At 70.1% G+C, this 21,420-nt stretch carries 21 protein-coding genes and 3 pseudogenes; 11 read left to right on the top strand and 13 right to left on the bottom strand.

Features of this window, described 5'->3' with window-relative positions:
• Positions 1 to 92: 92 nt before the first annotated feature.
• Complete coding sequence (gene miaA / locus ACRDTB_RS09285; protein ID WP_431429614.1) at positions 93 to 980, bottom strand: tRNA (adenosine(37)-N6)-dimethylallyltransferase MiaA; 888 nt, start codon at positions 978 to 980, stop codon at positions 93 to 95.
• A gap of 20 nt (positions 981 to 1,000) precedes the next feature.
• Positions 1,001 to 1,762 (bottom strand): hypothetical protein, encoded by a 762-nt coding sequence (locus ACRDTB_RS09280; protein WP_431429613.1) that lies wholly within the window; start codon positions 1,760 to 1,762, stop codon positions 1,001 to 1,003.
• 626 nt (positions 1,763 to 2,388) lie between these two features.
• Here ACRDTB_RS09280 and ACRDTB_RS09275 point away from each other — a divergent pair.
• The gene (locus tag ACRDTB_RS09275; RefSeq protein ID WP_431429661.1) at positions 2,389 to 3,675 is read left to right on the top strand and encodes a DUF349 domain-containing protein; all 1,287 of its coding nucleotides are present in this window, start codon (positions 2,389 to 2,391) and stop codon (positions 3,673 to 3,675) included.
• 221 nt (positions 3,676 to 3,896) lie between these two features.
• Here ACRDTB_RS09275 and ACRDTB_RS09270 read toward each other — a convergent pair whose 3' ends face one another.
• Both ACRDTB_RS09270 and miaB read right to left on the bottom strand, forming a co-directional pair.
• A complete protein-coding gene (locus ACRDTB_RS09270) occupies positions 3,897 to 4,424 on the bottom strand; it encodes an Rv2732c family membrane protein (RefSeq protein WP_431429612.1) in 528 nt (175 codons plus the stop codon).
• Positions 4,421 to 5,905 (bottom strand): tRNA (N6-isopentenyl adenosine(37)-C2)-methylthiotransferase MiaB, encoded by a 1,485-nt coding sequence (gene miaB / locus ACRDTB_RS09265; protein WP_431429611.1) that lies wholly within the window; start codon positions 5,903 to 5,905, stop codon positions 4,421 to 4,423. Before miaB ends, ACRDTB_RS09270 begins: the two co-directional genes overlap by 4 nt.
• 178 nt (positions 5,906 to 6,083) lie before the next feature.
• Between miaB and ACRDTB_RS09260 the strand changes: the two genes are divergently transcribed.
• The 4 genes from ACRDTB_RS09260 (at position 6,084) to ACRDTB_RS09245 (ending at position 9,392) form a co-directional block, all read left to right on the top strand.
• Positions 6,084 to 6,812 (top strand): amino acid ABC transporter ATP-binding protein, encoded by a 729-nt coding sequence (locus ACRDTB_RS09260; RefSeq protein WP_431429660.1) that lies wholly within the window; start codon positions 6,084 to 6,086, stop codon positions 6,810 to 6,812.
• 65 nt (positions 6,813 to 6,877) lie between these two features.
• Complete coding sequence (locus ACRDTB_RS09255) at positions 6,878 to 7,720, top strand: glutamate ABC transporter substrate-binding protein (RefSeq protein ID WP_431429610.1); 843 nt, start codon at positions 6,878 to 6,880, stop codon at positions 7,718 to 7,720.
• Positions 7,721 to 7,809: 89 nt separating this feature from the next.
• On the top strand, positions 7,810 to 8,481 hold the full coding sequence (locus ACRDTB_RS09250; protein ID WP_431429609.1) for an amino acid ABC transporter permease: 672 nt from the start codon (positions 7,810 to 7,812) through the stop codon (positions 8,479 to 8,481).
• The gene (locus tag ACRDTB_RS09245) at positions 8,478 to 9,392 is read left to right on the top strand and encodes an amino acid ABC transporter permease (protein WP_431429608.1); all 915 of its coding nucleotides are present in this window, start codon (positions 8,478 to 8,480) and stop codon (positions 9,390 to 9,392) included. Before ACRDTB_RS09250 ends, ACRDTB_RS09245 begins: the two co-directional genes overlap by 4 nt.
• A gap of 69 nt (positions 9,393 to 9,461) precedes the next feature.
• On the opposite strand, the gene ACRDTB_RS09240 is transcribed toward ACRDTB_RS09245, so the two are convergent.
• From ACRDTB_RS09240 to ACRDTB_RS09230, 3 genes are read right to left on the bottom strand one after another with little or no spacing between them, the layout of a single operon-like run.
• Positions 9,462 to 10,223, bottom strand: a complete 762-nt coding sequence (locus tag ACRDTB_RS09240; protein ID WP_431429607.1) for a succinate dehydrogenase/fumarate reductase iron-sulfur subunit — start codon at positions 10,221 to 10,223, stop codon at positions 9,462 to 9,464.
• Entirely contained in the window at positions 10,220 to 12,133 is a 1,914-nt protein-coding gene (locus tag ACRDTB_RS09235; protein ID WP_431429606.1) for a fumarate reductase/succinate dehydrogenase flavoprotein subunit, read from the bottom strand. The genes ACRDTB_RS09240 and ACRDTB_RS09235 overlap by 4 nt, the downstream gene beginning before the upstream one ends.
• A 9-nt stretch (positions 12,134 to 12,142) precedes the next feature.
• Positions 12,143 to 12,943, bottom strand: a complete 801-nt coding sequence (locus ACRDTB_RS09230; protein WP_431429605.1) for a hypothetical protein — start codon at positions 12,941 to 12,943, stop codon at positions 12,143 to 12,145.
• A gap of 499 nt (positions 12,944 to 13,442) precedes the next feature.
• On the opposite strand from ACRDTB_RS09230, the pseudogene ACRDTB_RS09225 reads away from it, so the two are divergent.
• From ACRDTB_RS09225 to ACRDTB_RS09210, 4 genes and pseudogenes are all read left to right on the top strand, one after another.
• Positions 13,443 to 13,901 (top strand): annotated as a pseudogene (locus tag ACRDTB_RS09225) (hypothetical protein); the annotation flags it as partial.
• Positions 13,902 to 14,218: 317 nt separating this feature from the next.
• Entirely contained in the window at positions 14,219 to 14,854 is a 636-nt protein-coding gene (locus ACRDTB_RS09220) for an IS110 family transposase (protein ID WP_431429604.1), read from the top strand.
• Between the two features lie 41 nt (positions 14,855 to 14,895).
• Positions 14,896 to 15,090 (top strand): annotated as a pseudogene (locus ACRDTB_RS09215) (transposase); the annotation flags it as partial.
• A 64-nt stretch (positions 15,091 to 15,154) separates the two neighbouring features.
• Complete coding sequence (locus ACRDTB_RS09210; protein ID WP_431429603.1) at positions 15,155 to 15,316, top strand: hypothetical protein; 162 nt, start codon at positions 15,155 to 15,157, stop codon at positions 15,314 to 15,316.
• Positions 15,317 to 15,604: 288 nt separating this feature from the next.
• On the opposite strand, the gene ACRDTB_RS09205 is transcribed toward ACRDTB_RS09210, so the two are convergent.
• The 3 genes from ACRDTB_RS09205 to ACRDTB_RS09195 all read right to left on the bottom strand — a co-directional run bounded on the left by ACRDTB_RS09205 (position 15,605) and on the right by ACRDTB_RS09195 (position 18,004).
• Entirely contained in the window at positions 15,605 to 16,180 is a 576-nt protein-coding gene (locus tag ACRDTB_RS09205; RefSeq protein ID WP_431429602.1) for a regulatory protein RecX, read from the bottom strand.
• Positions 16,181 to 16,602: 422 nt separating this feature from the next.
• Positions 16,603 to 17,649, bottom strand: coding sequence for a recombinase RecA (gene recA, locus ACRDTB_RS09200; protein WP_431429601.1), 1,047 nt, complete (start codon positions 17,647 to 17,649; stop codon positions 16,603 to 16,605).
• 160 nt (positions 17,650 to 17,809) lie between these two features.
• Positions 17,810 to 18,004, bottom strand: coding sequence for a DUF3046 domain-containing protein (locus tag ACRDTB_RS09195; protein ID WP_431429600.1), 195 nt, complete (start codon positions 18,002 to 18,004; stop codon positions 17,810 to 17,812).
• A 35-nt stretch (positions 18,005 to 18,039) separates the two neighbouring features.
• Here ACRDTB_RS09195 and ACRDTB_RS09190 point away from each other — a divergent pair, with 35 nt between their 5' ends.
• Positions 18,040 to 18,162 (top strand): hypothetical protein, encoded by a 123-nt coding sequence (locus tag ACRDTB_RS09190; RefSeq protein WP_431429599.1) that lies wholly within the window; start codon positions 18,040 to 18,042, stop codon positions 18,160 to 18,162.
• Here the strand turns inward: ACRDTB_RS09190 and ACRDTB_RS09185 are convergent.
• From ACRDTB_RS09185 to ACRDTB_RS09175, 3 genes are all read right to left on the bottom strand, one after another.
• Positions 18,159 to 18,542, bottom strand: coding sequence for a VOC family protein (locus ACRDTB_RS09185; RefSeq protein ID WP_431429598.1), 384 nt, complete (start codon positions 18,540 to 18,542; stop codon positions 18,159 to 18,161). The two genes, ACRDTB_RS09190 and ACRDTB_RS09185, sit on opposite strands and share 4 nt — an antisense overlap.
• Complete coding sequence (locus ACRDTB_RS09180; protein WP_431429597.1) at positions 18,542 to 20,350, bottom strand: Hsp70 family protein; 1,809 nt, start codon at positions 20,348 to 20,350, stop codon at positions 18,542 to 18,544. The genes ACRDTB_RS09185 and ACRDTB_RS09180 overlap by 1 nt, the downstream gene beginning before the upstream one ends.
• A gap of 243 nt (positions 20,351 to 20,593) precedes the next feature.
• Positions 20,594 to 21,160, bottom strand: coding sequence for a hypothetical protein (locus ACRDTB_RS09175; protein WP_431429596.1), 567 nt, complete (start codon positions 21,158 to 21,160; stop codon positions 20,594 to 20,596).
• Between ACRDTB_RS09175 and ACRDTB_RS09170 the strand changes: the two are divergent.
• Positions 21,135 to 21,420: pseudogene (locus ACRDTB_RS09170) on the top strand (hypothetical protein); the annotation flags it as partial. The gene ACRDTB_RS09175 and the pseudogene ACRDTB_RS09170 sit on opposite strands and share 26 nt — an antisense overlap.

Here is a 21,420-nt window from a genome sequence, read left to right as displayed (position 1 = left end):
GTCCCAGCGAACGCGGCGGATGTCGGTTGATTGTGGCTGGTTCACGTCACGTTACCCCTGAGGTTCCGTTGGGTCGGCGCGAGACTTCCTACTCAGGACGCGAGCGCGCGGGTGGCGTCGACCAGGTCGGTGCGCCCGGCGTCGAGCCAGGTGATGCGGGTGTCCCGGCGGAACCACGAGCGCTGCCGGCGGACGAAGCGGCGGGTGGCCCGCGCGGCCGCGGCGGCCGCCCGGGTCATGTCCTCGTCCGCGTCGAGCTCGTCGAGCACCTGCTGGTAGCCCAGCGCGCGGGAGGCGGTACGCCCCAGCCGCAGACCCCGCGCCTCGAGCGCGCGCACCTCGTCGACGAGACCCTCGGCGAACATCCTGGTCACCCGGGCATCGACGCGGACGTCGAGCTCCTCGACGGGCAGGTCCAGGCCGACCTGGACGGTGTCGTACCGGGCCGGACCGGGCTCGGGCATGGTCGCGGAGAACGGGCGGCCGGTCAGCTCGATGACCTCCAGCGCCCGGACCACGCGGCGGCCGTTGCTCGGCAGGATCGCGGTCGCGGCGAGCGGGTCCGCGGCGGCGAGCCGGGCGTGCAGGGCGGCCGCGCCGACGCGCTCGACCTCCTCCTCCAGGCGGGTGCGGATGTCCGGGTCGGTGCCGGGAAAGTCCAGGTCGTCCAGCACGGCGCGGACGTACAGCCCCGAGCCGCCGACGAGGATCGGCACCCGGCCGGCCGCGAGCAGCTCCTCGACGCACGCGCGGGCGTCGCGCTGGTAGGCGGCGACCGACGCGGTCTCGGTGACGTCGAGGACGTCGAGCAGGTGGTGCGGGACGCCACGGCGTTCTTCGATCGTGACCTTCGCGGTGCCGATGTCCATGCCGCGGTAGAGCTGCATGGCGTCGGCGTTGACGACCTCGCCGCCGAGCGCCTCGGCGAGCGCGATGCCGAGCTGGGACTTGCCTGCCGCGGTCGGGCCGACGATCGCCATGGGTCTGATCCGGCCGGGCCTCATCTGACCGGCTCCCAGACCGCGACGTGGTAGGCGACGCCGAACGGCACGAGCTGGCGGGCGTCGACGCTCTTCCAGCGCCGCCCGTCCGCGGCCACGACGCCGGCGAGCACCTGCCACGGCGCGCGTCCGGCGGCACCCAGCTCGCCGGCGACGGCGGGATCGAGGGCACGCAGGGCGTCGGTGTCGGCGGCGGCGAGCGCGGCGTGCACGGTGTCGTCGAACGCCGCCGCGCGCGGGTCGGGCCGGCCGACGGCGCGCTCGCCGTGCCGGTGCGAGCCGTCGCCGAGGACCAGCAGGCCGACGGGCTCGTCGGGGTCACCGAGGTCGCCGGCCAGCCGCTGGGCGAACACCCGGCACTCGGCGGGGGGCAGGTCGGGCGGCAGGAGGTGGACCGGGACCTCGTCGGCACCCACCTGGCCACGCAGCCAGCCGGCGACGAGCGCGGGCAGCGGCATGGCCGGGTCGGGCTCGGTGTCGTTGGCCGTGTCGTTCGCGGTGTCGTTGGCCGTGGCGTTGCCGGAGAGCCGGGCCACGACGTCGACGCCGTAGCCGCGGAACGTGCCGGCGGCGTCCGCACCGAGGTACCGCGGGCCGGTCGGGTCCGCGCCGACAGCGACCCAGCGGGATGCCGCCGCGGCCAGCTCGGCGGCGACTGTCAGGCACGTGTCGCGCACGAGCCGCACGTCCGGGTCGTCCGCGACCACGAGCTCGGGAACCAGCAGCGGGGGGTGCGGGACGACGGCGACACGCTCGATCACGGTGTCCGAGGCTACCCATCCGGGGTGCGGGATGAACTCTCCGGGCTCGCGGCGTCACCCAGCGCAGCCAGCGTCAACCGTGGAGTACCGGGGCGCGCCATGACCTGTTTGAATGCGCGCGGGTACCGCGCGATTTCGACGGCCCCTGGCGGGCCGGGTACCGACGTTGCCAGGCCCCGCGGAAGCGGGGCGCCCGTGGATGCGGGCAACGCAGGCGGGAGGAGCCGGCCATGACGGACAGGGACACGAGCCAGGACACGAGCCAGGACACGGACGCGCCCCCGGTCGAGAACTCGACCAACGGCACCGGAACGGTGGGTGCCACTGCGGAGCTGGCGAGCGCGGAGCCCGCTGCGGCCGCCGCCTCCGAAGCCCCAGCTGCCGAAGCCCCGGCAGACGCGTCGGCAGAAACGGCGGTGGAAGCGTCCACAGAAGCGTCAGAAGCGGCGACCGCCGAGCCGGACACGGCCGAGTCTCCCCCGGCCGAAACTCCCCCGGCCGAGTCTCCCCCGGTCGAAATTCCCCCGGCCGAGACTCCCTCAGCCGCCGCCCCGGAGGCGCCGGCGCCGGCGGAACCCGCGCCGGCCGCCGAGCACCACGAGCCCGTGCCGCCGCCGACCGCCGCCATGCCGCACACCCAGCCGGCGACCGCCGTGCCCGCCGCTCCGGTGGCCGCCGCCCCGGTGCCCGAGGCGTCCGCGAACCCCGGCAGGTGGGGCCGGGTCGACACCGACGGCACCGTCTACGTGAAGACCGCCGACGGCGAGCGCGCGGTCGGCTCGTGGCACGCGGGTGAGCCGGCCGAGGGCCTCGCGCACTACGCCCGCCGGTTCGACGACGTGCGGACCGAGGTGGAGCTGCTCGCCGCGCGGCTGACCGCCGGATCCGGCGACCCGAAGCACACGCTGACGAACGCCAAGCACATCAAGGAGAGCCTGGCGGAGGCGGCACTGGTCGGCGACCTCGCCGGGCTTGCCGCACGGGTCGACCACGTGCTGGAGCGGGCGCAGCAGGCCGTCGAGTCGGTCAAGCACGCGCGCGAGGAGGCACGCGGGCACGCCGTGGCGCGCAAGCAGGACCTGGTCGCCGAGATCGAGAAGATCGCCGAGTCCTCCACGCAGTGGAAGGCCGCCGGCGACCGGCTGCGCGCGATCCTCGAGGAGTGGAAGACGATCAAGGGCGTCGACCGCAAGACCGACGACCAGCTGTGGAAGCGCTTCTCCAAGGCGCGCGACACGTTCAACCGCCGGCGTGGCTCGCACTTCGCGGACCTGGACCGGCAGCGGGCGGCGGCCAAGGAGCGCAAGCAGGAGCTGGTCAAGCTGGCCGAGGAGATCTCCGACTCCGAGGACTGGGGCCCGACCGCGGCGCGCTACCGCGAGCTGATGGCGGAGTGGAAGGCGGCCGGCCGCGCACCGAAGGAGGCCGACGACTCGCTGTGGCAGCAGTTCCGGGCGGCGCAGGACAAGTTCTTCAGCCGGCGCTCGGCCGTGTTCAACGAGCGGGACGCGGAGCTGGTGGAGAACGCCAAGCGCAAGGAGGCGCTGCTCGCCGAGGCGGAGAAGATCAACCCGCAGGCCGACCTGGACGCGGCGCGGGCGCAGCTGCACCGGATCCAGGAGAAGTGGGACGGGATAGGCAAGGTCCCCCGCGAGCGGATCCGTGACCTGGAGGGCAAGCTCCGCGCGGTCGAGGAGAAGGTCCGCAACGCCGCCGACGCGCAGTGGCGCCGGACCGACCCGGAGGCCGAGGCACGGGCGGCGCAGTTCCGCGAGCGGGTGGAGCAGTTCGAGGCCCAGGCCGCGAAGGCCCGTGCCGCGGGCGACAAGCGCCGCGCGGAGCAGGCCGAGGCCCAGGCCGCCCAGTGGCGCGAGTGGCTGGCCGCCGCCGAAAACGCCGTAGCCAGCCGCTAACCCCAACCTCGCGAGTCCAACGCCCGAGACCCGCGAGTCCAACGCTCTGGTCCGCCGAGTTCAACATTCACGACGCTGAACTCGCGGGTTCCGAACGTTGGACTCGCGGGTTCCGAACGTTGGACTCGCGGGTTCCGAACGTTGGACTCGCGGGTTCGGGGTGTTGGACTCGCGGGTTCGGGGCGTTGGACTCGCGGGTTCGGGGCGTTGGACTCGCGGGGTTATGGGGCGGTGGGGTCGGGGCGGGACCAGGCGGTGCGGAACCACTGGGTCGCGATCACGAGCATCGCCACCCACGCGATCACCATGCCCACGCCGATGTCGCCCTGCGAGGACTGGCGGGACCAGATCGCCAGCACGCCGTCCACCGACGTGAACCAGCCGCCCAGCGCGCACACCCAGGTGAGCACCCACCGCCGCGTCATGAGGGCCAGCGCCGATGCCAGCACGCCGAACGCCACCGACGTCGCCGCGAACAGGCGGGGAACCATGCTCGCCTTGCCGACCGCGTCACCCGAACCGGTGCCCAGCAGCACCTCGTAGCCCGTCGCTCCGGACATCCACGGCAGGATCAGCCCGACGATCAGCACGAACACCGCGACCGAGATGACCAACGCTCGCCCGCCGAAGTCCACCGACCGGGCCGCACGCCGCTCGGCGTCCCGCTCGACGCGGTCGATCTCCTCGGCCAGGCCGGCGATGTCGGGCTCGTCGGGCGGGCCCGGCTCTCCACCGGTCGTCCCCGTCATCGGACCGCGCATCCACCCACCGGTTCGGCCGGAGCCGCGGGCGGCCCGAACGACGGCAGCCCGAGCCCGACCCCGGACGTCTCCGGTCGCACGCCCTCGTCGAAGTTGTCCCCGGCGCGCGTCCGCCGGTGCGCGACCAGCGGCCCGTCCGCGACGAGGTGGTGCGGCGCCGCGTAGGTGACGGTCGCGTGGACGACGTCACCGGGCCGGACCGAGCCGTCGACCTCGGCTCCCGACGGGGTGAAGTGCACCAGCCGGCCGTCCCGTCCGCGGCCGGACATCCGCGCGGTGTCGGCGTCCTTGCGGCCCTCGCCGGTCGACACCAGCACCTCGACCGTCGAGCCGACCAAAGCACGGTTGCACTCCCAGGAGACCTCCTCCTGCACCGCGATCAGCCGGTCGAAGCGCTCCTGGACGACCTCCTTCGGCAGCTGGTCGGGCAACACGGCCGCCGGCGTACCGGGCCGCTTGGAGTACTGGAACGTGAACGCCGAGGAGAACCGGGCCGCCCGGACCACGTCCAGGGTCTGCTGGAAGTCCTCCTCCGTCTCGCCCGGGAAGCCGACGATGATGTCGGTCGTGATCGCCGCGTCCGGCATCGCCGCGCGCACCTCGTCGATGATCGACAGGTACCGCGTGGACCGGTAGGACCGGCGCATCGCCTTGAGCACCCGGTCCGAGCCGGACTGCAGCGGCATGTGCAGCTGGTGGCAGACGTTCGGCGTCTCGGCCATCGCCGCGATGACGTCGTCGGTGAAGTCCTTCGGGTGCGGCGAGGTGAAGCGAACCCGCTCCAGACCGTCGACCTCGCCGCACGCGCGCAGCAGCTTGCCGAACGCCAGCCGGTCGCCGAACTCCACGCCGTACGAGTTCACGTTCTGACCGAGCAGCGTGACCTCCAGGACACCCTCCGCGACGATTGCCTGGACCTCGGCCAGCACGTCACCCGGCCGGCGGTCCTTCTCCTTGCCACGCAGGGACGGCACGATGCAGAACGTGCACGTGTTGTTGCAGCCCACCGAGATCGACACCCAGCCGGAGTGCGCCGAGTCGCGCCGCGCGGGCAGCGTCGAGGGGAACACCTCGAGCGACTCCAGGATCTCGACCTGCGCCCGCTCGTTGTGCCGGGCGCGGTCGAGCAGCACCGGCAGCGAGCCGATGTTGTGCGTGCCGAACACGACGTCGACCCACGGCGCCCGCTTGACGATCTCACCCCGGTCCTTCTGCGCGAGGCAGCCGCCGACCGCGATCTGCATCCCGGGGTTCGCGAGCTTCTTCGGCCGCAGATGGCCGAGGTTGCCGTAGAGCTTGTTGTCGGCGTTCTCCCGGACCGCGCAGGTGTTGAGCACGACGACGTCGGGCACGCCGCTCTCGGCGGCCGGCGTGTATCCCGCGTCCTCGAGCAGGCCGGCCAGCCGCTCCGAATCGTGCACGTTCATCTGGCAACCGAACGTGCGGACCTGGTAGGTGCGTGTGCTCATCTCAGCCCCCGAGCGTACGCGTGACCGAGTTGAAACCTTGGGTGTGGTCCAACCGGCATGAACCGGGCACGGAGGAGCGGTAGGTTTCGCCCAATAACCGGCCGCTAGAGTCTCGATGGCCTGCAGCCGATCACGCTCGCGTGGAGGATTGATGACCGAAGCGAACACCGCACCACCGATGATCCGGATGGTCGAGGTGGACAAGTACTTCGGGCCGCTCCACGTACTGAAGAACATCACGATCGAGGTACCTAGCGGCCAGGTCGTCATCGTGCTGGGCCCGTCTGGCTCCGGAAAGTCCACGCTGTGCCGGGCGATCAACCGCCTGGAGCCGATCGACTCCGGCGACATCGAGATCGACGGCAAGCCGCTGCCCGCCGAGGGCCGCGAGCTCGCCAGCCTGCGCGCGGACGTCGGCATGGTGTTCCAGTCGTTCAACCTGTTCGCGCACAAGACGATCGTCGACAACGTGATGCTCGCCCCGGTCAAGGTGCGCAAGACGCAGAGGGCCGATGCCCGTCGCACCGCGATGGAGCTGCTCGAGCGGGTCGGCATCGCCAACCAGGCGGACAAGTACCCGGCCCAGCTCTCCGGTGGCCAGCAGCAGCGCGCGGCGATCGCCCGCGCCCTGGCCATGCGGCCCAAGGTCATGCTGTTCGACGAGCCGACCTCGGCGCTCGACCCCGAGATGATCAACGAGGTGCTCGACGTGATGAGCACACTCGCCAAGGACGGTATGACAATGCTCGTGGTGACCCACGAGATGGGCTTCGCCCGCAACGCCGCGAACCGGGTGCTTTTCATGTCCGACGGCGAGATCGTGGAGGACGCCACACCGAACGAGTTCTTCTCCGCGCCGAAGTCGGCGCGGGCCAAGGACTTCCTCAGCAAGATCCTGACTCACTGAGTACACACGAAAGTCGGGGCCCGTGTCACGGACGTGGCGCGGGTGGACAGATCGGAAGGGACGACATGCGGTTCAGCCGAGTACTGCGTGCGAGTGCGATCGCCGCAGCGGCCGGCCTCGCGCTCGCGGCCTGCGGCAGCGGCAACGAAGACGGAGGCGGCGGCAGCGGTGGCGACGGTGGCGGCGGCGCCGAGTCGTTGACCATCGGCATCAAGTTCGACCAGCCGGGCCTTGGACAGAAGACACCGGACGGCTACGAAGGCTTCGACGTGGACGTGGCGACCTACATCGCCAAGGAGCTCGGCGTCGAGGCGAACAACATCGAATGGGTGGAGGCCCCGTCCGCCGAGCGCGAGAACCTGATCAAGCGTGGTGACGTCGACATCGTCGTCGCCACGTACTCGATCACCGACGAGCGCAAGCAGGAGGTCGACTTCGCCGGCCCGTACTTCATCGCCCACCAGGACCTGCTGGTCCGCGCGGACGACAGCTCGATCACCGGGCCGGACGCGATGAACGGCAAGAAGCTGTGCTCGGTCACCGGCTCCACCTCCGCCCAGCGGGTGAAGGACGAGTACTCCGCGCAGACCGACCTGCAGGAGTACGGCGGCTACTCGGAGTGCATCTCCGGCCTGGAGAGCGGCGCGGTCGACGCCATCACCACCGACGACACGATCCTCGCCGGCCTCGCGGCCGCGAACGAGGGCAAGTTCAAGCTCGTTGGTGAGGGTTTCAGCGACGAGAACTACGGTGTCGGCCTGGAGAAGGGCAACACCGAGTTGCGCGACGACGTCAACGCCGCAATCCAGAAGATGTTCGACGACGGCGCGTGGGCCGACGCGGTCGAGACGCACCTGGGTCCGGCCGGCTTCGAGGTGCCGGAACCGCCGGAGATCACCGAGAAGTAAACCGGCTCGGTCTGCCGGTCGAGACACGCGGTGGCGCGTCGTGCGAAGCGGCGCGCCACCGCCTCACATGGGCGAGGGTGCGATAGACCGTGTTCGACTTCTTCAGCCAGGACTACGACGTCCTCGGGGCGTTCTGGATAACCTTGCAGCTGACGGTGCTCTCGGCCATCGGCTCGCTGATCTGGGGCACGATCCTCGTCGGGATGCGGGTCAGCCCGGTACCGATCATGCGCGCGTTCGGCACGGCGTACATCAACATCGTCCGGAACACGCCGCTGACAGTGATCATCGTGGCCTGCTCGCTCGGACTCAACCAGACGCTGGGCATGACGCTCGCCGGTGAGGACTTCGAGCAGATCAACTTCCGGCTCGCGGTGCTCGGCTTCATCGCCTACACCTCGACCTTCGTCTGCGAGTCGCTGCGCGCGGGCATCAACACCGTGCCGGTCGGCCAGGCCGAGGCCGCCCGGGCATTGGGCCTGAGCTTCAGCCAGGTGCTGCGGATCATCGTGCTGCCGCAGGCGTTCCGCTCGGTCATCGCCCCACTGGCCAGCGTGCTGATCGCGCTCACCAAGAACACCACGGTGGCCGCCGCGATCGGCGTGGCCGAGGCGGCGCTGCTGATGAAGGAGATGATCGAGAACGAGAGCGACGCGATCTTCCTGGTCGCGGCGATCTTCGCGCTCGGCTTCGTGATCCTGACCCTGCCGACCGGGCTACTGCTCGGTTGGGTGGCCAAGAAGGCGGCGGTGAAACGGTGAGCGCGCCCTCGGTTCTCTTCGACGCGCCGGGCCCCAGGACCAGGAAGCGCAACGCGGCCTACGCGGTCCTGTTCGTCGTCGTGCTCGCCGCCGTGGTGTGGTGGGTGCTCGACACGATGAACGACAACAACCAGCTCGACTGGGAGAAGTGGAGCCCGTATCTCGCCGGTACCGAGTCCTGGACCACGTACCTGCTGCCAGGGCTGCTCAACACCCTCAAGGCGGCCGGCCTCGCGGTGCTGATCGCACTGCCGGTCGGCGCACTATTCGGCATCGCGCGGCTGTCCGTCCACCCGTGGGTCGCCAAGACCGCCGGCGCGATCGTGGAGTTCTTCCGCGCCATCCCGGTGCTGCTGCTGATGTTCTTCGCCAACGAGGCGTACGCGCTGTTCACCGACATCGACCGGGACATCCGCCCGCTGTACGCGGTGGTCACCGGCCTGGTGATCTACAACGCGTCGGTGCTCGCCGAGGTGGTCCGGGCCGGCATCCTGTCGCTGCCCAAGGGTCAGACGGAGGCCGCGCTCGCGGTCGGCATGCGCAAGGGCCAGCTGATGACCAACGTGCTGCTGCCACAGGCGGTCACCGCGATGCTGCCGGCGATCGTGAGCCAGCTGGTGGTCATCGTGAAGGACACCGCGCTCGGCGGCGCGCTGCTGGGCTTCGGCGAGCTGATCAACCAGGCGCGCCCGGCGGCGTCCTTCTACGGCGCCAACACGATCGCCACGCTGGTCGTCATCGCCGTGCTCTTCATCATCGTCAACTCGCTGCTGAGCTTGTTCGCCAACTGGCTGGAGAAGCGGATGCGGCGGCGCAAGAAGGGCACCGGCGCGGTGCTCGGCGCCGAGATGATCGAGGAGCAGGCGCCCGGGATGGCCATGACCGACCAGCAGACGGGCCGGGCCACCTGAGCAGAACCATCCGAAACACGAACGAGGGCGCCCCTGCCGGGGGCGCCCTCGTCGTTCGTCCGGTGTGGACTAGCGTTTCTTGCTGCCGCGGCGGAACAACTGGTTGCCGAGCCACACGATCGGGTCGTACTTGCGGTCGGCGACGCGTTCCTTCATCGGGATCAGCGCGTTGTCGGTGATCTTGATGTGCTCGGGGCACACCTCGGTGCAGCACTTGGTGATGTTGCAGTAGCCGAGGCCGTGCTCCTCCTGCGCGTCGCGGACCCGGTCCGCGGAGTCCAGCGGGTGCATCTCCAGCTCGGCCACACGCATGAGGTAGCGCGGCCCGGCGAAGTGCTCCTTGTTCTCCTCGTGGTCACGGATGACGTGGCAGGTGTTCTGGCACAGGAAGCACTCGATGCACTTGCGGAACTCCTGCGAGCGCTCGACGTCCTGCTGCATCATCCGGTACTCGCCGAGCCCGACGCCCTCCGGCGGGGCGAACGAGGGGATCTCGCGTGCCTTCTCGTAGTTGTACGACACGTCGGTCACGAGGTCGCGGACGACGGGGAAGGTGCGCAGCGGCGTGACCGTGATGATCTCGTCCTCGCTGAACACCGACATCCGGGTCATGCAGAGCAGCCTCGGCGTGCCGTTGATCTCCGCGGAGCAGGAGCCGCACTTGCCGGCCTTGCAGTTCCAGCGGACGGCGAGGTCGGGTGTCTGGGTGGCCTGCAGCCGGTGGATGATGTCGAGGACGACCTCGCCCTCGTTCACCTCGACGATGTAGTCCCGCAGCTCGCCGGACTCGTCGTCACCCCGCCAGACCTTGAAGTTGGCCTTGTAACTCACTTTCCGGCCCTCCCCGAGTGCGCTGCCAGCTCCTCGTCGGTGTAGTACTTCTCGAGCTCGGTGAGCTCGAAGAGCTCCAGCAGGTCCTCCCGCATCGGCTCCTGCGCCTTCGGCGTCACCGCCGCCTCCTTGCCGTCCGGTGTGGACGAACAGACCAGCAGCTTGTTGCGCCACTGGGCGTCCATGCCGGGGTAGTCGTCGCGGGTGTGCCCACCGCGGCTCTCGGTCCGCAGCAGGGCAGCACGCGCGACGCACTCGCTGACCAGCAGCATGTTGCGCAGGTCGAGCGCGAGGTGCCAGCCGGGGTTGAACTCGCGGCGGCCCTCGATGGCCACGCTGCGGACCCGCTCCTTGAGCTCGACGAGCTTGTTGAGCGCCTGCTGGATCTCCTCCTCCTTGCGGATGATGCCGACGAGGTCGTTCATCGACTGCTGGAGCTCGGAGTGGATGGTGTACGGGTTCTCCGCCTGGCCGTGGGCCGGCCAGTCGAACGGCGCGACCGCACGGCTGGCCGCGGCGTCCACATCGGACTGCGACAGCCCGGGCCGCTGCTCGAGGGAGTCCACGTACTCGGCTGCGCCGAGGCCCGCGCGACGGCCGAACACGATCAGGTCGGACAGCGAGTTGCCGCCCAGCCGGTTGGAGCCGTGCATGCCGCCGGCGACCTCACCGGCCGCGAACAGCCCCGGCACGACCGAGGACGCGGTGTCCGGGTCGACCTCGACGCCGCCCATGACGTAGTGGCAGGTCGGGCCGACCTCCATGGGCTCCGTGGTGATGTCCACATCGGCCAGTTCCTTGAACTGATGGTACATCGACGGCAGCAGGCGCCGGATCTCTTCCGCTGTTCGCCGGCTCGCGATGTCGAGGAACACGCCGCCGTGCGGTGAGCCGCGGCCGGCCTTGACCTCGGAGTTGATCGCGCGCGCCACCTCGTCGCGAGGCAGCAGATCGGGCGTGCGGCGGTTGTTCTCCTGGTCGGCGTACCAGCCGTCGGCCTCCTGCTCGGTCTCGGCGTACTGCCCCTTGAACACGTCCGGGACGTAGCCGAACATGAAGCGCTCGCCCGTGGAGTTCTTGAGCACCCCGCCGTCGCCCCGCACGCCTTCGGTGACCAGGATGCCCTTCACGCTGGGCGGCCAGACCATGCCGGTCGGGTGGAACTGGACGAACTCCATGTTGATCAGGGTGGCGCCGGCCCGCAGCGCGAGCGCGTGACCGTCCCCCGTGTACTCCCACGAGTTCGAGGTGACCTTGAACGACTTGCCGATGCCACCGGTGGCGAGCACGATCGCGGGCGCCTCGAAGAGGACGAACCGGCCGGTGTCGCGCCAGTAGCCGAACGCGCCGGCGATCCGATCGCCGTCCTTGAACAGCTCGGTGATCGTGCACTCGGCGAAGACCTTGAGCATGGCCTCGTAGTCGCCGTGCTCGCGCTTGTCCTCCTGCTGCAGCGACACGATCTTCTGCTGCATCGTGCGGATCATCTCGAGGCCGGTGCGGTCACCGACGTGCGCGAGCCTCGGGTAGGTGTGGCCGCCGAAGTTGCGCTGGCTGATCTTGCCGTCCTTGGTGCGGTCGAACAGCGCGCCGTAGGTCTCGAGCTCCCAGACCCGCTCCGGGGCCTCCTTGGCGTGCAGCTCGGCCATGCGCCAGTTGTTGAGGAACTTGCCGCCGCGCATGGTGTCGCGGTAGTGGACCTGCCAGCTGTCCTTCGAGTTGACGTTGCCCATCGATGCGGCGCAGCCGCCCTCGGCCATCACCGTGTGTGCCTTGCCGAACAACGACTTGCTGATGATCGCGGTGCGCTTCCCCTGCTGCCGAGCCTCGATGGCGGCCCGCAGACCGGCGCCCCCGGCGCCGATGACCACAACGTCGTAGGAGAACCGCTCGACCTGAACCTGAACCATGAGTCCTCTTTAGTTGAAGATGCGCAGATCGGTGATCCACCCGGCGGAGACGGCCATGATGTAGGCATCGGTGAAGATCACCGTGAACAGCGAGATCATGGCGTACAGGCCGTGCCGGGGGTTGAGCTTCGACACGAGCAGCCAGTAGCGGTACCGCAGCGGGTGTTTGGAGAAGTTCTTCAGCTTGCCACCCATGACGTGCCGGCACGCGTGGCAGGAGAGCGTGTAGGCCCACAGCATCGCCAGGTTGACGACGATGATGACAGTGCCGAGCCCCATCCCGATGCCGCCGTCCTTGCCGTAGAAGGCCAACACCGCGTCGTAGGTGTTGATCGCGGCGAAGAGCAGTGCGGCGTAGAAGAAGTAGCGGTGCCCGTTGGTCAGCACGAACGGGAACTTGCGCTCACCGGAGTACTTCTTGGCCGGCTCCGGCACCGCGCAGGCCGCCGGCGAGAACATCAGCGACCGGTAGGCGGCCTTGCGGTAGTAGTAGCAGGTGGCGCGGAAGCCGAGCAGCACGAGGAACGTGAAGATCCCGATCGGGATCCATGCCGGGTAGCTCGGGATGAACTCACCGAAGTGGCTGGACCCCGGCACGCACGCCTCGTTGACACAGGGCGAGTACATCGGCGTGAGGTAGTGCTCGGCCGGCGCCCAGTAGTAGTCGTTCATGAAGTAGCGGACCAGGGCGTACACGGTGAAGAACACCAGGATGGCGCCCGTGCTCAGTGGGTAGGCCCACCAGCGGTCGGTTCGAAACGTACGCTCCGGTATTTGCGCCCGGGTTGGGGCACCGACGCCTGCCTTCATGTTTCCTCGACTCCAGAACGAAGAGTATCGATTGTCAGAGCCTAACGGGGATCTGCGCTGGTGGCGGCGTTCCGCGTATCACACCCGACAGGACGGCGCCGTGCCGCCAACTGGGCCGTCGGTGGCAAGTGGAGAAGTACCACACCGTGAGAACCCACCGTTCAGTGCCCTGTGCCGAAGGTGTTCCGCAGCACGTTGAGCCTGCCTCGGTCGACACCTGAGCGCAGTCATTCGCAGACCGTACTCCCCGTGGTCACGGCTCGCCTGAGGGCCTCGACGTCGGGCGACCGCCGGCGGCGGCAGGCCGGCAACAGCGGCAGGAGTGGCGGGCGCCCTGCGATGACGATGACCCGTGCCACGCTGGAACGTGTGCCGGGCGGCGAAAGCCAACCCGACCGCGCCCGCGAGTCCACAGTGGCCCAGCCACCGCCAACCACTCACCGTTCGCCAACCTTCGACTCGTGAAGTCGACGCTGGGCCAACGAGTTAGGTGTGATGCCCAGGCACGTTGTGCGGTCGGGGCACCGCTCCACCCGCGCGGAAGATCATCCATCTGCGATGGAAGCAGCGGCTGGGACCGGTCCAGATCGGCGCCCGGCTGGGGATGCCTGCCTCGACCGTGCACGCGGTACTGACCCGCTGCCGGCTCCCCATATCGACCGGGTCACCGGCCAACCCGCACGCCGCTAAGAACGGTCCCAGCCCGGGGAGCTGATCCACGTGGATGTCACCAAATTCGGCAACGTCCCCGACGGTGGCGGCTGGCGCTTCGAACGCGTGCGGACCGACAACGTATCCGCCTACCGCTCGCACCTGTGGCACGACCCATCCGAAACCACACGCCGAACCACACCGGCAGGATGGCTCCACCAGTCCAACCAGCACCGGCCCCACTCAGCCCTGGGCGGCCTCCCCACCCATCAGCCGATTGAACAACCTGGCTGGACATCACAATTAGGCGACGAACTTCCGGCGGGGACACTAGACGGTATGGGGTGACCCACTGAGTGGTGAGGTGCCGCGCAATCGGCTTTGTTGTGGGGAGTGTCTGCCGGCGCTGGTCGGTGTCAACGTCGTTCATGCTTGCTGCGCTGCGCGCGCTCCACGTTGACACTCTCCGGCGCGCCGAGCAGCGCAGCAAGCGATCGAGGCGGGTGTGGCGGTGTGTCGTGGCCAGTTGGGGTTGCGGGCCGGGGCCTCACTCACAGAGAGATTCGTGGGTTGCCTGGCAGGAACGGGCCTGCTTGACCTATCCGACAGTTGTGGGAGGCCCCGGTGTTCATTGAGCGTACGAGCGTTGGTCTTGACGTGCACGCCCGGTCGGTCGCTGCCGCGGCGATCGATGGCGTTACCGGCGAGTTGCTCCAGACCCGGCTGACGCCGGCCCATGACCACATCCGGGAGTGGTGCCAGGGCCTGGCCGGTCCGGTCGCGGTGGCCTATGAGGCGGGTCAGACTGGCTTCGGGCTCTCTCGGTCGCTGACCGCGGCCGGGATCCGGTGCGAGGTGGTGGCGCCCAGCAAGCTGCAGAGGCCGGCTGGTGACCGGGTCAAGACCGACGCCAAGGACGCGGTCCACCTGGCGCGTCTGCTGCGTTTGGACGAGGTCACGTCGGTGGCTCGAGCAGGAAGCCGCCCGGGACCTGGTGCGGGCCCGGGAGGACTGTCGCGGGGACCTGGTGCGGACCCGGCATCGGCTGTCGAAGCTGTTGCTGCGGCACGGGATCGTCTACTTCGGCGGGCATGCCTGGACCGGCATGCACGACGTCTGGCTACGGCACGAAGCACTGCCGCGGCTCACCAACCGGTCGACCCGGCTGACGTTCGACTCCAACTACGAGACCGTGTGGGCGGTCAAGACCCGCCGAGACCGGCTGGACGCCGCGATCGAGGACAGGGCCGCAGCGAGTGAGTTCACCCCGGTGGTACGCCCATTAGGCTGCCTGCCGGGCGATCAGCACGCTGACCGGGTTTGCCCTGGCGGTCGAGACCGGCGATTGGCACCGCTTCACCGACAACACCATCGGCTCCTTCGTCGGGCTCGTCCCCTCGGAGTACTCCTCGGGTTCGACACGAACGCTCGGCCCGATCACCAAAACCGGCAACGGACACGTGCGCCGACTGCTCGTCGAGGCCGCCTGGCACCACCATCCCCGCTACCGGATCGGTGCGACCATACGCGCCCGCTGGCAACTCGCACCCGTAGCAACTCGTGTCCGCAGCAACTCGTGTCCGCGGCGACCTGGGCAACCACCGCATGCACGACCGATGGGTCCGGTTCACCGAACACCGGAAACGGCACACCGTCGCCAACGTCGCCATCGCCCGCGAACTGGCCGGCTGGTGCTGGTCACTGGCCGTCATGGACGACTGACCCACACAGTCTGCTTCGTCGAGCCCCGCAGCTGGTGGCAGCGCCAGGAGCCAACCCGCGACCGTTCGACGAGCAGCCCCCGGGCCACGCTCGACCCTAGACACACGAACCCGCTCCAGCCGACAGCACCGTCCCGCGGTAACCAACCCGCGCATATCAGTCCGACCGCGCGTCGCCAACACACCCTCACCAGCACACCAACCGACCAAGCAGCAAGCGCCCACCCTCCCCACATCCACAAGGAGAGCGGACGCCTCGCCACACCCCATGACAACAAGCCACTACATATCAGAACGGCCCGTCCAACAAGTCGGACTCCTCACCGGCTGCCCGCAGCTCGTCACGAACGACCCGGAACGCCAGCCCCTCCGAGTAGCCGCGGCGAGCCAGCATCCCCACCAGCTTCCGGACCCGCGCCGCCTCGTCCGCGCCGCTCAGTGAGCGCAGGCGCTTGCGTACCAGGAGCCGCGCCCGCTCCTCCTCGGCGTCGGCGTCCACTGTGGCCACCGCCTCGGCGGCCACGTCGTCCGCGACGCCCTTACGGCGTAGTTCGGTGGCGAGGGCACGGCGGCCGAGCCCCTGGTAGGTATGCCGCGAGCGCACCCAGAGCTCGGCGAACGCCGCGTCGTCGATCAGGCCCACCTCATCGAGCCGACCGAGAACCTGGTCGGCGACGTCCTCCTCGATCTGCTTGCGCAGCAAGGCCTGACGCAGCTCCGCCCGCGTCCGGGGTCGAGCGGCAAGCAGGCGCAGGCAGACGTCCCGCGCCCGCTGGACCGGGTCCGTCTCCTCGGCGGGTGCACGACGCCGAGAGCCGGTGGACGAGTCGCCCGCGGACCGACGCCCATTCCGTTGCCCGGTCATAAGCCCGCTCCAGGGCCGGGCCGCCATCCCGCGGACGACACCGCTCGCGCGCGAGGTGCCGCCAGGCGGGCGGCCGGTGCTGTCGACGCGTGTGCCGGACCGGACCTGCCCGAACCGGACCAGGCCGGACCGGACCGGACCGGTGGCCGCGATATGGCCTCGACCATCAGCCCACCCTCACCGAGACGCCCGATGCGACCCGTGACGACCAGCACGCGGATCCGATCAAGAGCCGTGCGGACCGGTGCTGCGTCAAGAAAGGTTGGTGCGTTTATCGGTGGATCCAGTTGGCCGCTGGCAAGGCGGAGGATGGCCCTCATACCGGGTCCCATTCGGGCCGTCCGACAACGCGGCCCTGCGGTCAACTGGGCCGCCGAGAAACGTGCCGAACCTTGCTTGACGGAGCACCAGCACATCGTGGGTCAGAAGTCGACCGGGGCGGGGGCCGGCTCGGTCCCGTCCGCGTCCAGCTTGGCGCCGATGCCGAGCTTGTCCTTGATGCGCTTCTCGATCTCGTTGGCCACGTCCGGGTTGTCGCGCAGGAACTTGCGGGCGTTCTCCTTGCCCTGGCCGAGCTGGTCGCCCTCGTAGGTGTACCAGGCACCGGACTTGCGCAGGATGCCCTGCTCGACGCCCATGTCGATGAGCGAACCCTCGCGGCTGACGCCCTTGCCGTACAGGATGTCGAACTCGGCCTGCTTGAACGGCGGGGCCACCTTGTTCTTGACCACCTTGACGCGCGTCCGGTTGCCGACCGGCTCGCCACCGTCCTTGAGGGTCTCGATCCGGCGCACGTCCAGGCGCACCGACGCGTAGAACTTCAGCGCCTTGCCACCCGTGGTGGTCTCCGGCGAACCGAACATCACGCCGATCTTCTCGCGCAGCTGGTTGATGAAGATCGCCGTGGTGCCGGAGTTGCTCAGCGCGCCGGCGAGCTTGCGCAGCGCCTGGCTCATCAGCCGGGCCTGCAGGCCGACGTGGTTGTCGCCCATCTCGCCCTCGATCTCGGCACGCGGCACGAGCGCCGCCACCGAGTCGATGACGAGGATGTCGAGCGCACCGGAGCGGATCAGCATGTCCGCGATCTCCAGTGCCTGCTCACCGGTGTCGGGCTGGGACACCAGCAGCGCGTCGGTGTCGACGCCGAGCGCCTTGGCGTACTCCGGGTCGAGCGCGTGCTCGGCGTCGATGAACGCCGCGATGCCGCCCGCCTTCTGAGCGTTGGCCACCGCGTGCAGGGCCAGCGAGGTCTTACCGGACGACTCCGGGCCGTAGATCTCGACGACCCGGCCGCGCGGCAGGCCGCCGATGCCGAGGGCGACGTCGAGCGCGATGGAGCCGGTCGGGATGATCTCGATCGGTGCGCGGCTCTCGTCGCCGAGACGCATCACCGATCCCTTGCCGAAGTTCTTGTCGATCTGGGCGAGGGCCAGGTCGAGCGCCTTCTCACGATCGGGTGCTGCTGCCATCTGAGATCCACCTTGATTCTGTCGAGACCGTTTCGAACTCACGCTGTCGACGCTATCGGGAGGGTCTGACGATTTCGGGACGCCGATGCGACCTGTGGATCGTTGACCCGGTTGTGGACAATAGCCGAACGCTTGTTCGATCCGGCGGCGACACGCCGCGTCACCGACGTTCTGACGGCACCTCGAACGCGTCGCACACCGCCCGCCAGATCTCCTTGGTGGACACCCCGGCGTCGAGCGCCTGGTCCACCGTTCGGTTGTCCAGCGCGCTGAACACGTGGTCGCGCGCCAGCATGTCGGCGCGGATCTCGCCGAACTCCTCGACCATCATCTTGCGGAAGGCGGTGATACGCATCGACACCACCCTACGAGACCGGGAGAATGGCCGGCATGTCGCTCGCCATCGACCTAGAGCCCACGAGCTTGGAGTCGATCCTGCTCGAGATCGGGATCATCGCCGCGCTGGTCGCGGCGATCGTGCTGGGCATCCGGGCGCTGCGCAACCGACGCTAACCCGGCTGGACGAGATCCCAGCGGTTGCCGTACGGGTCACGGAACACGGCGACCGTGCCGTACGGCTCGTGCCGTGGCGGCTCGTCGAACCGGACACCGGCGGCCAGCATCCGCGCGTGATCGCGGGCGAAGTCGTCGCTGTTCAGGAAGAACGCCACCCGCCCGCCGGTCTGGTCACCGACGCGGGCCTCCTGCTCGGCGTCGTCGGCCCTGGCCAACAGCAACCCGGTCGTCGCGCCCGGCGGGCCGACGACCACCCAGCGCTTGCCGTTCTCCAGCGCGGTGTCCGCCCGCAGCTCGAAGCCCAGCGCGCCGGTGTAGAACGCGATCGCCGTGTCGTAGTCCCGCACGACGAGCGTGACCAGGCCGAGGTGCCGCATCAGGTGCCCGGCTGGACGTTCTCGGCGAAGAAGTCGGCCAGCGTGTCCGGGGTGAACTCGTCGGACGCACGCAGGTCGGTCTTGCTGAGCCAGCCGACCAGCGGGCGGTCGGAGACCGTGAACACGAGCATCCCGGTCCCGCCGCTGACACCGGCCCGATATCGCCCGTCCAGCCCGTTGCCGCGCCAGTCGGCCTCCACGTGGGTGCCCTCGTTCATGTTGCCCAGCTGGGTGTTCGCGACCTTCGTGGCGTCGTCCACGGACGCCACGTGGGCATAGCTGACCTGGTAGTCCTCCGGCAGCGCACAGGAGACGTCCGCGCCGGAGGCCTCCTCGGCCGGGCGGCACTCGTCGGAGTCGGCCACCGTGCCGGCGAGCTGGCGCAGGCACTCGGTGAACCCCCGGCCGTCGGTGTCGCCCTTCTGCTGGCAGTCCTCCGCGGTCGGCAGGCCGTTCGACGGCCGAAGCAGGAACACCGCGCCCGCCGCGACGACCGCGAGCACGACGACGCCGGCGACGGCCAGCCACGCCTTGCGCCGGCCAGTGGACCGGGCGGGCCGGTAGGCCGGCTGCGGGAACGGCGTGGGGCCCGGCACCGGACTCGACGGCGGACCGGCCGGAACTCCCGGGGGTGGCCCCGCCGGTGGCCCGGCCGGTGGGCCCGGTGCCAGACGTTGTCCGGTCCGCAACCCGGGCGGGCCCGGGATCCCGGCGACGTCGCGCGTGCGCATGCTGACGCCTTCGCGTGACACGTGGTGTGCGCCCAGGGCGACGGCGGTCTCCGGCTGGTCGAGGCTCGTCGGGACCACGCGCAGCTGCTCGGCGATCAGCGTGGCGACGAGCGGGATGCGGCTGGATCCGCCCACCAGGTAGATGCCGGCGAGGCGGTCCGGGGCCAGGCCGGCCGCGCCGATCGTGCCGGCCAGGAGCTCCACGCTGCGCAGCAGGCTCGGCCGGATCAGCGCCTCCAGCTCGACGCGGGTGACCAGGACGTCCGGGAACGGCTCGGGCAGCGGGACCTCGGTCTGCGGGTGGCGGGACAGCGACTCCTTGGCGGCCTTGACGTCCTCCGCCATCGCGCGCCGGGCGCGGCGGTCGGCGGTGGACTCCGGGCGGAGCAGGCGCTGCCAGCGGCCCGGATCCCGGACGGACACCTCGCGGCCGACGTGCTCCAGCAGCGCCTGGTCGACGTCCAGCCCGCCCAGGTCTGGCAGGCCCGCCTCGGCGAGCACGGTGAACCCGTGCTGGGTGGCGCCGACGACGGCCACGTCGAAGGTGCCGGCACCGAGGTCGTACACCGCGAGCGCCTGGCCCGGGCCGAGCTGCTGGCCGGGGAAGGACGCGAAGTGCGCGGCCGCGGCGACCGGCTCCGGCACGAGGACGATGTTCGGCCCCATGCCCGCGAGGCGGGCGGCGGCGAGCAGGACGTTGCGGCGGGCGGGTCCCCACTGCGCGGGGTGGGTCAGCCGGAGCTCATCGGGCTGGGCGCCGCCGAGCTGGCGGGAGGTCTCCTCGGCGACCCGGCCCAGCACGGCGGACAGCGCGTCGGTGACCGGTACGACGACGTCGCCGAGCAGCAGCGTGCCCTCGTCGACGCGGCGCTTGGGGTTCGGCTCGAACCGGGCGGGGTCCAGCCGGGCACGGCGGTCGGCGTCGCGCCCGACGACGAGCCCACCATCGTCGGCGGCGAAGAGCGCGGACGGCATGGTGGCGGCCCCGTCCACCTCCACGACCCGTGGCGGCAGCCCGTGCGCGGCGAGCACGGCGACCGTGTTGGAGGTCCCGAGATCCACCGAAAGGACGGTCACGGTTCTCCCTCACGTCGTTCGCGGCCCCACATACCGACCGAGATCGTGCCACTGCCCCCTGACAGTGGCCGGGCCGGTGCTAGTGCGGTGGCCGGAAACGTTCGCCGGGTCTCTCGACGGCCCAGCTTCCCGCTGGCGGCGTTGCCGATCCGACCGAGTACGCCCGGTACGAGGCCGAATCGGCGCCTTGCCAGCGGAAACCTGGATCCGCCGATAAACCCACCAACGTTCCCGGCCACCGCACTACGCGCCGCCGTCGCTGCCGGGCTTCACGTGCTGCTCGAAGAAGTCGGTCAGGCCGCTCGACGAGGCCGAGGGATCCGTGCTGATGTGCATCAACACGCCCGCCACCGGCGAGTCGTCGACCTGGAAGACCAGCACGCCGTTGCCGTAGCCGAGATCGATCGAGAAGTAGCGGCCGGCCTGTCCGTCACCGTTCCAGTCGCCTTCCTCGGGCGCGGAGCCGCCCGTGGAGCCACCCAGGCTCTCGAACTGCTGCTTGATCGTGTCGATGTACTGCGTCGAGTCGCCGGTCTTGTCGAAGTGCGAGTACATCACCGTGTAGTCGTCGTCCATCGTGCACGACGCCGTGGTGGCGCCCGGCGTCTCGATGGCCGGGCCGCCGAGCGGGTTGGCGGCGCCCTTCTCGCACTCGTTGTGCTCCACGACCGCCCCGGCGAGCACGCGCATGCACTCGGTGAAGCCCTTGTCGTCGACCTCGCGGTTCTCGCAGTCCGCGCCCTCGGCGGTGCCGCCGCCCCCGCCGCCCGAGGTGGCGACGAGGATGCTGACCGTCGCGATCACCAGCACGGCGACCACGGCGGTGGCGATGTACCAGCCGCGGTTGGACGGGCGGGTCGAGGCCGGCGGGGACGGGGTGAACGCCGGCGCGGCGGAGGCCATCGCCGGCACCGGGGTCGGCGTGCCCGACGGACCCTGCGGCGGTGCGGACTGTGGCCCCGACTGTGGCCCCGAGAGTGGGCCCGAAGGCGGGCCCGGTGGCAGGCGCTGCGGGCCGCTGTTCGGGAACGCGGTCGGCGTCGGCGTGGCGGCGGTCGGCGGTGCGGCCG

Origin of the sequence: Actinophytocola sp. (assembly GCF_050699935.1) — a bacterium.
In the GTDB taxonomy this organism is placed as follows: domain Bacteria; phylum Actinomycetota; class Actinomycetes; order Mycobacteriales; family Pseudonocardiaceae; genus Actinophytocola.
Note: the sequence above shows the minus strand (reverse complement) of the source record. Positions and strands in the feature narration are given on the sequence as shown.

What these genes read in the sequence shown, in the direction of transcription:
- miaA (WP_431429614.1), bottom strand. Translation starts at nt 980, where the DNA reads ATGGCGATCGTCGGCCCGACCGCGGCAGGCAAGTCCCAGCTCGGCATC.
- ACRDTB_RS09275 (WP_431429661.1), top strand. Translation starts at nt 2,389, where the DNA reads ATGCCGCACACCCAGCCGGCGACCGCCGTGCCCGCCGCTCCGGTGGCC.
- ACRDTB_RS09270 (WP_431429612.1), bottom strand. Translation starts at nt 4,424, where the DNA reads ATGACGGGGACGACCGGTGGAGAGCCGGGCCCGCCCGACGAGCCCGAC.
- miaB (WP_431429611.1), bottom strand. Translation starts at nt 5,905, where the DNA reads ATGAGCACACGCACCTACCAGGTCCGCACGTTCGGTTGCCAGATGAAC.
- ACRDTB_RS09260 (WP_431429660.1), top strand. Translation starts at nt 6,084, where the DNA reads ATGATCCGGATGGTCGAGGTGGACAAGTACTTCGGGCCGCTCCACGTA.
- ACRDTB_RS09255 (WP_431429610.1), top strand. Translation starts at nt 6,878, where the DNA reads ATGCGGTTCAGCCGAGTACTGCGTGCGAGTGCGATCGCCGCAGCGGCC.
- ACRDTB_RS09235 (WP_431429606.1), bottom strand. Translation starts at nt 12,133, where the DNA reads ATGGTTCAGGTTCAGGTCGAGCGGTTCTCCTACGACGTTGTGGTCATC.
- ACRDTB_RS09230 (WP_431429605.1), bottom strand. Translation starts at nt 12,943, where the DNA reads ATGAAGGCAGGCGTCGGTGCCCCAACCCGGGCGCAAATACCGGAGCGT.
- ACRDTB_RS09205 (WP_431429602.1), bottom strand. Translation starts at nt 16,180, where the DNA reads ATGACCGGGCAACGGAATGGGCGTCGGTCCGCGGGCGACTCGTCCACC.
- recA (WP_431429601.1), bottom strand. Translation starts at nt 17,649, where the DNA reads ATGGCAGCAGCACCCGATCGTGAGAAGGCGCTCGACCTGGCCCTCGCC.
- ACRDTB_RS09195 (WP_431429600.1), bottom strand. Translation starts at nt 18,004, where the DNA reads ATGCGTATCACCGCCTTCCGCAAGATGATGGTCGAGGAGTTCGGCGAG.
- ACRDTB_RS09190 (WP_431429599.1), top strand. Translation starts at nt 18,040, where the DNA reads ATGTCGCTCGCCATCGACCTAGAGCCCACGAGCTTGGAGTCGATCCTG.
- ACRDTB_RS09185 (WP_431429598.1), bottom strand. Translation starts at nt 18,542, where the DNA reads ATGCGGCACCTCGGCCTGGTCACGCTCGTCGTGCGGGACTACGACACG.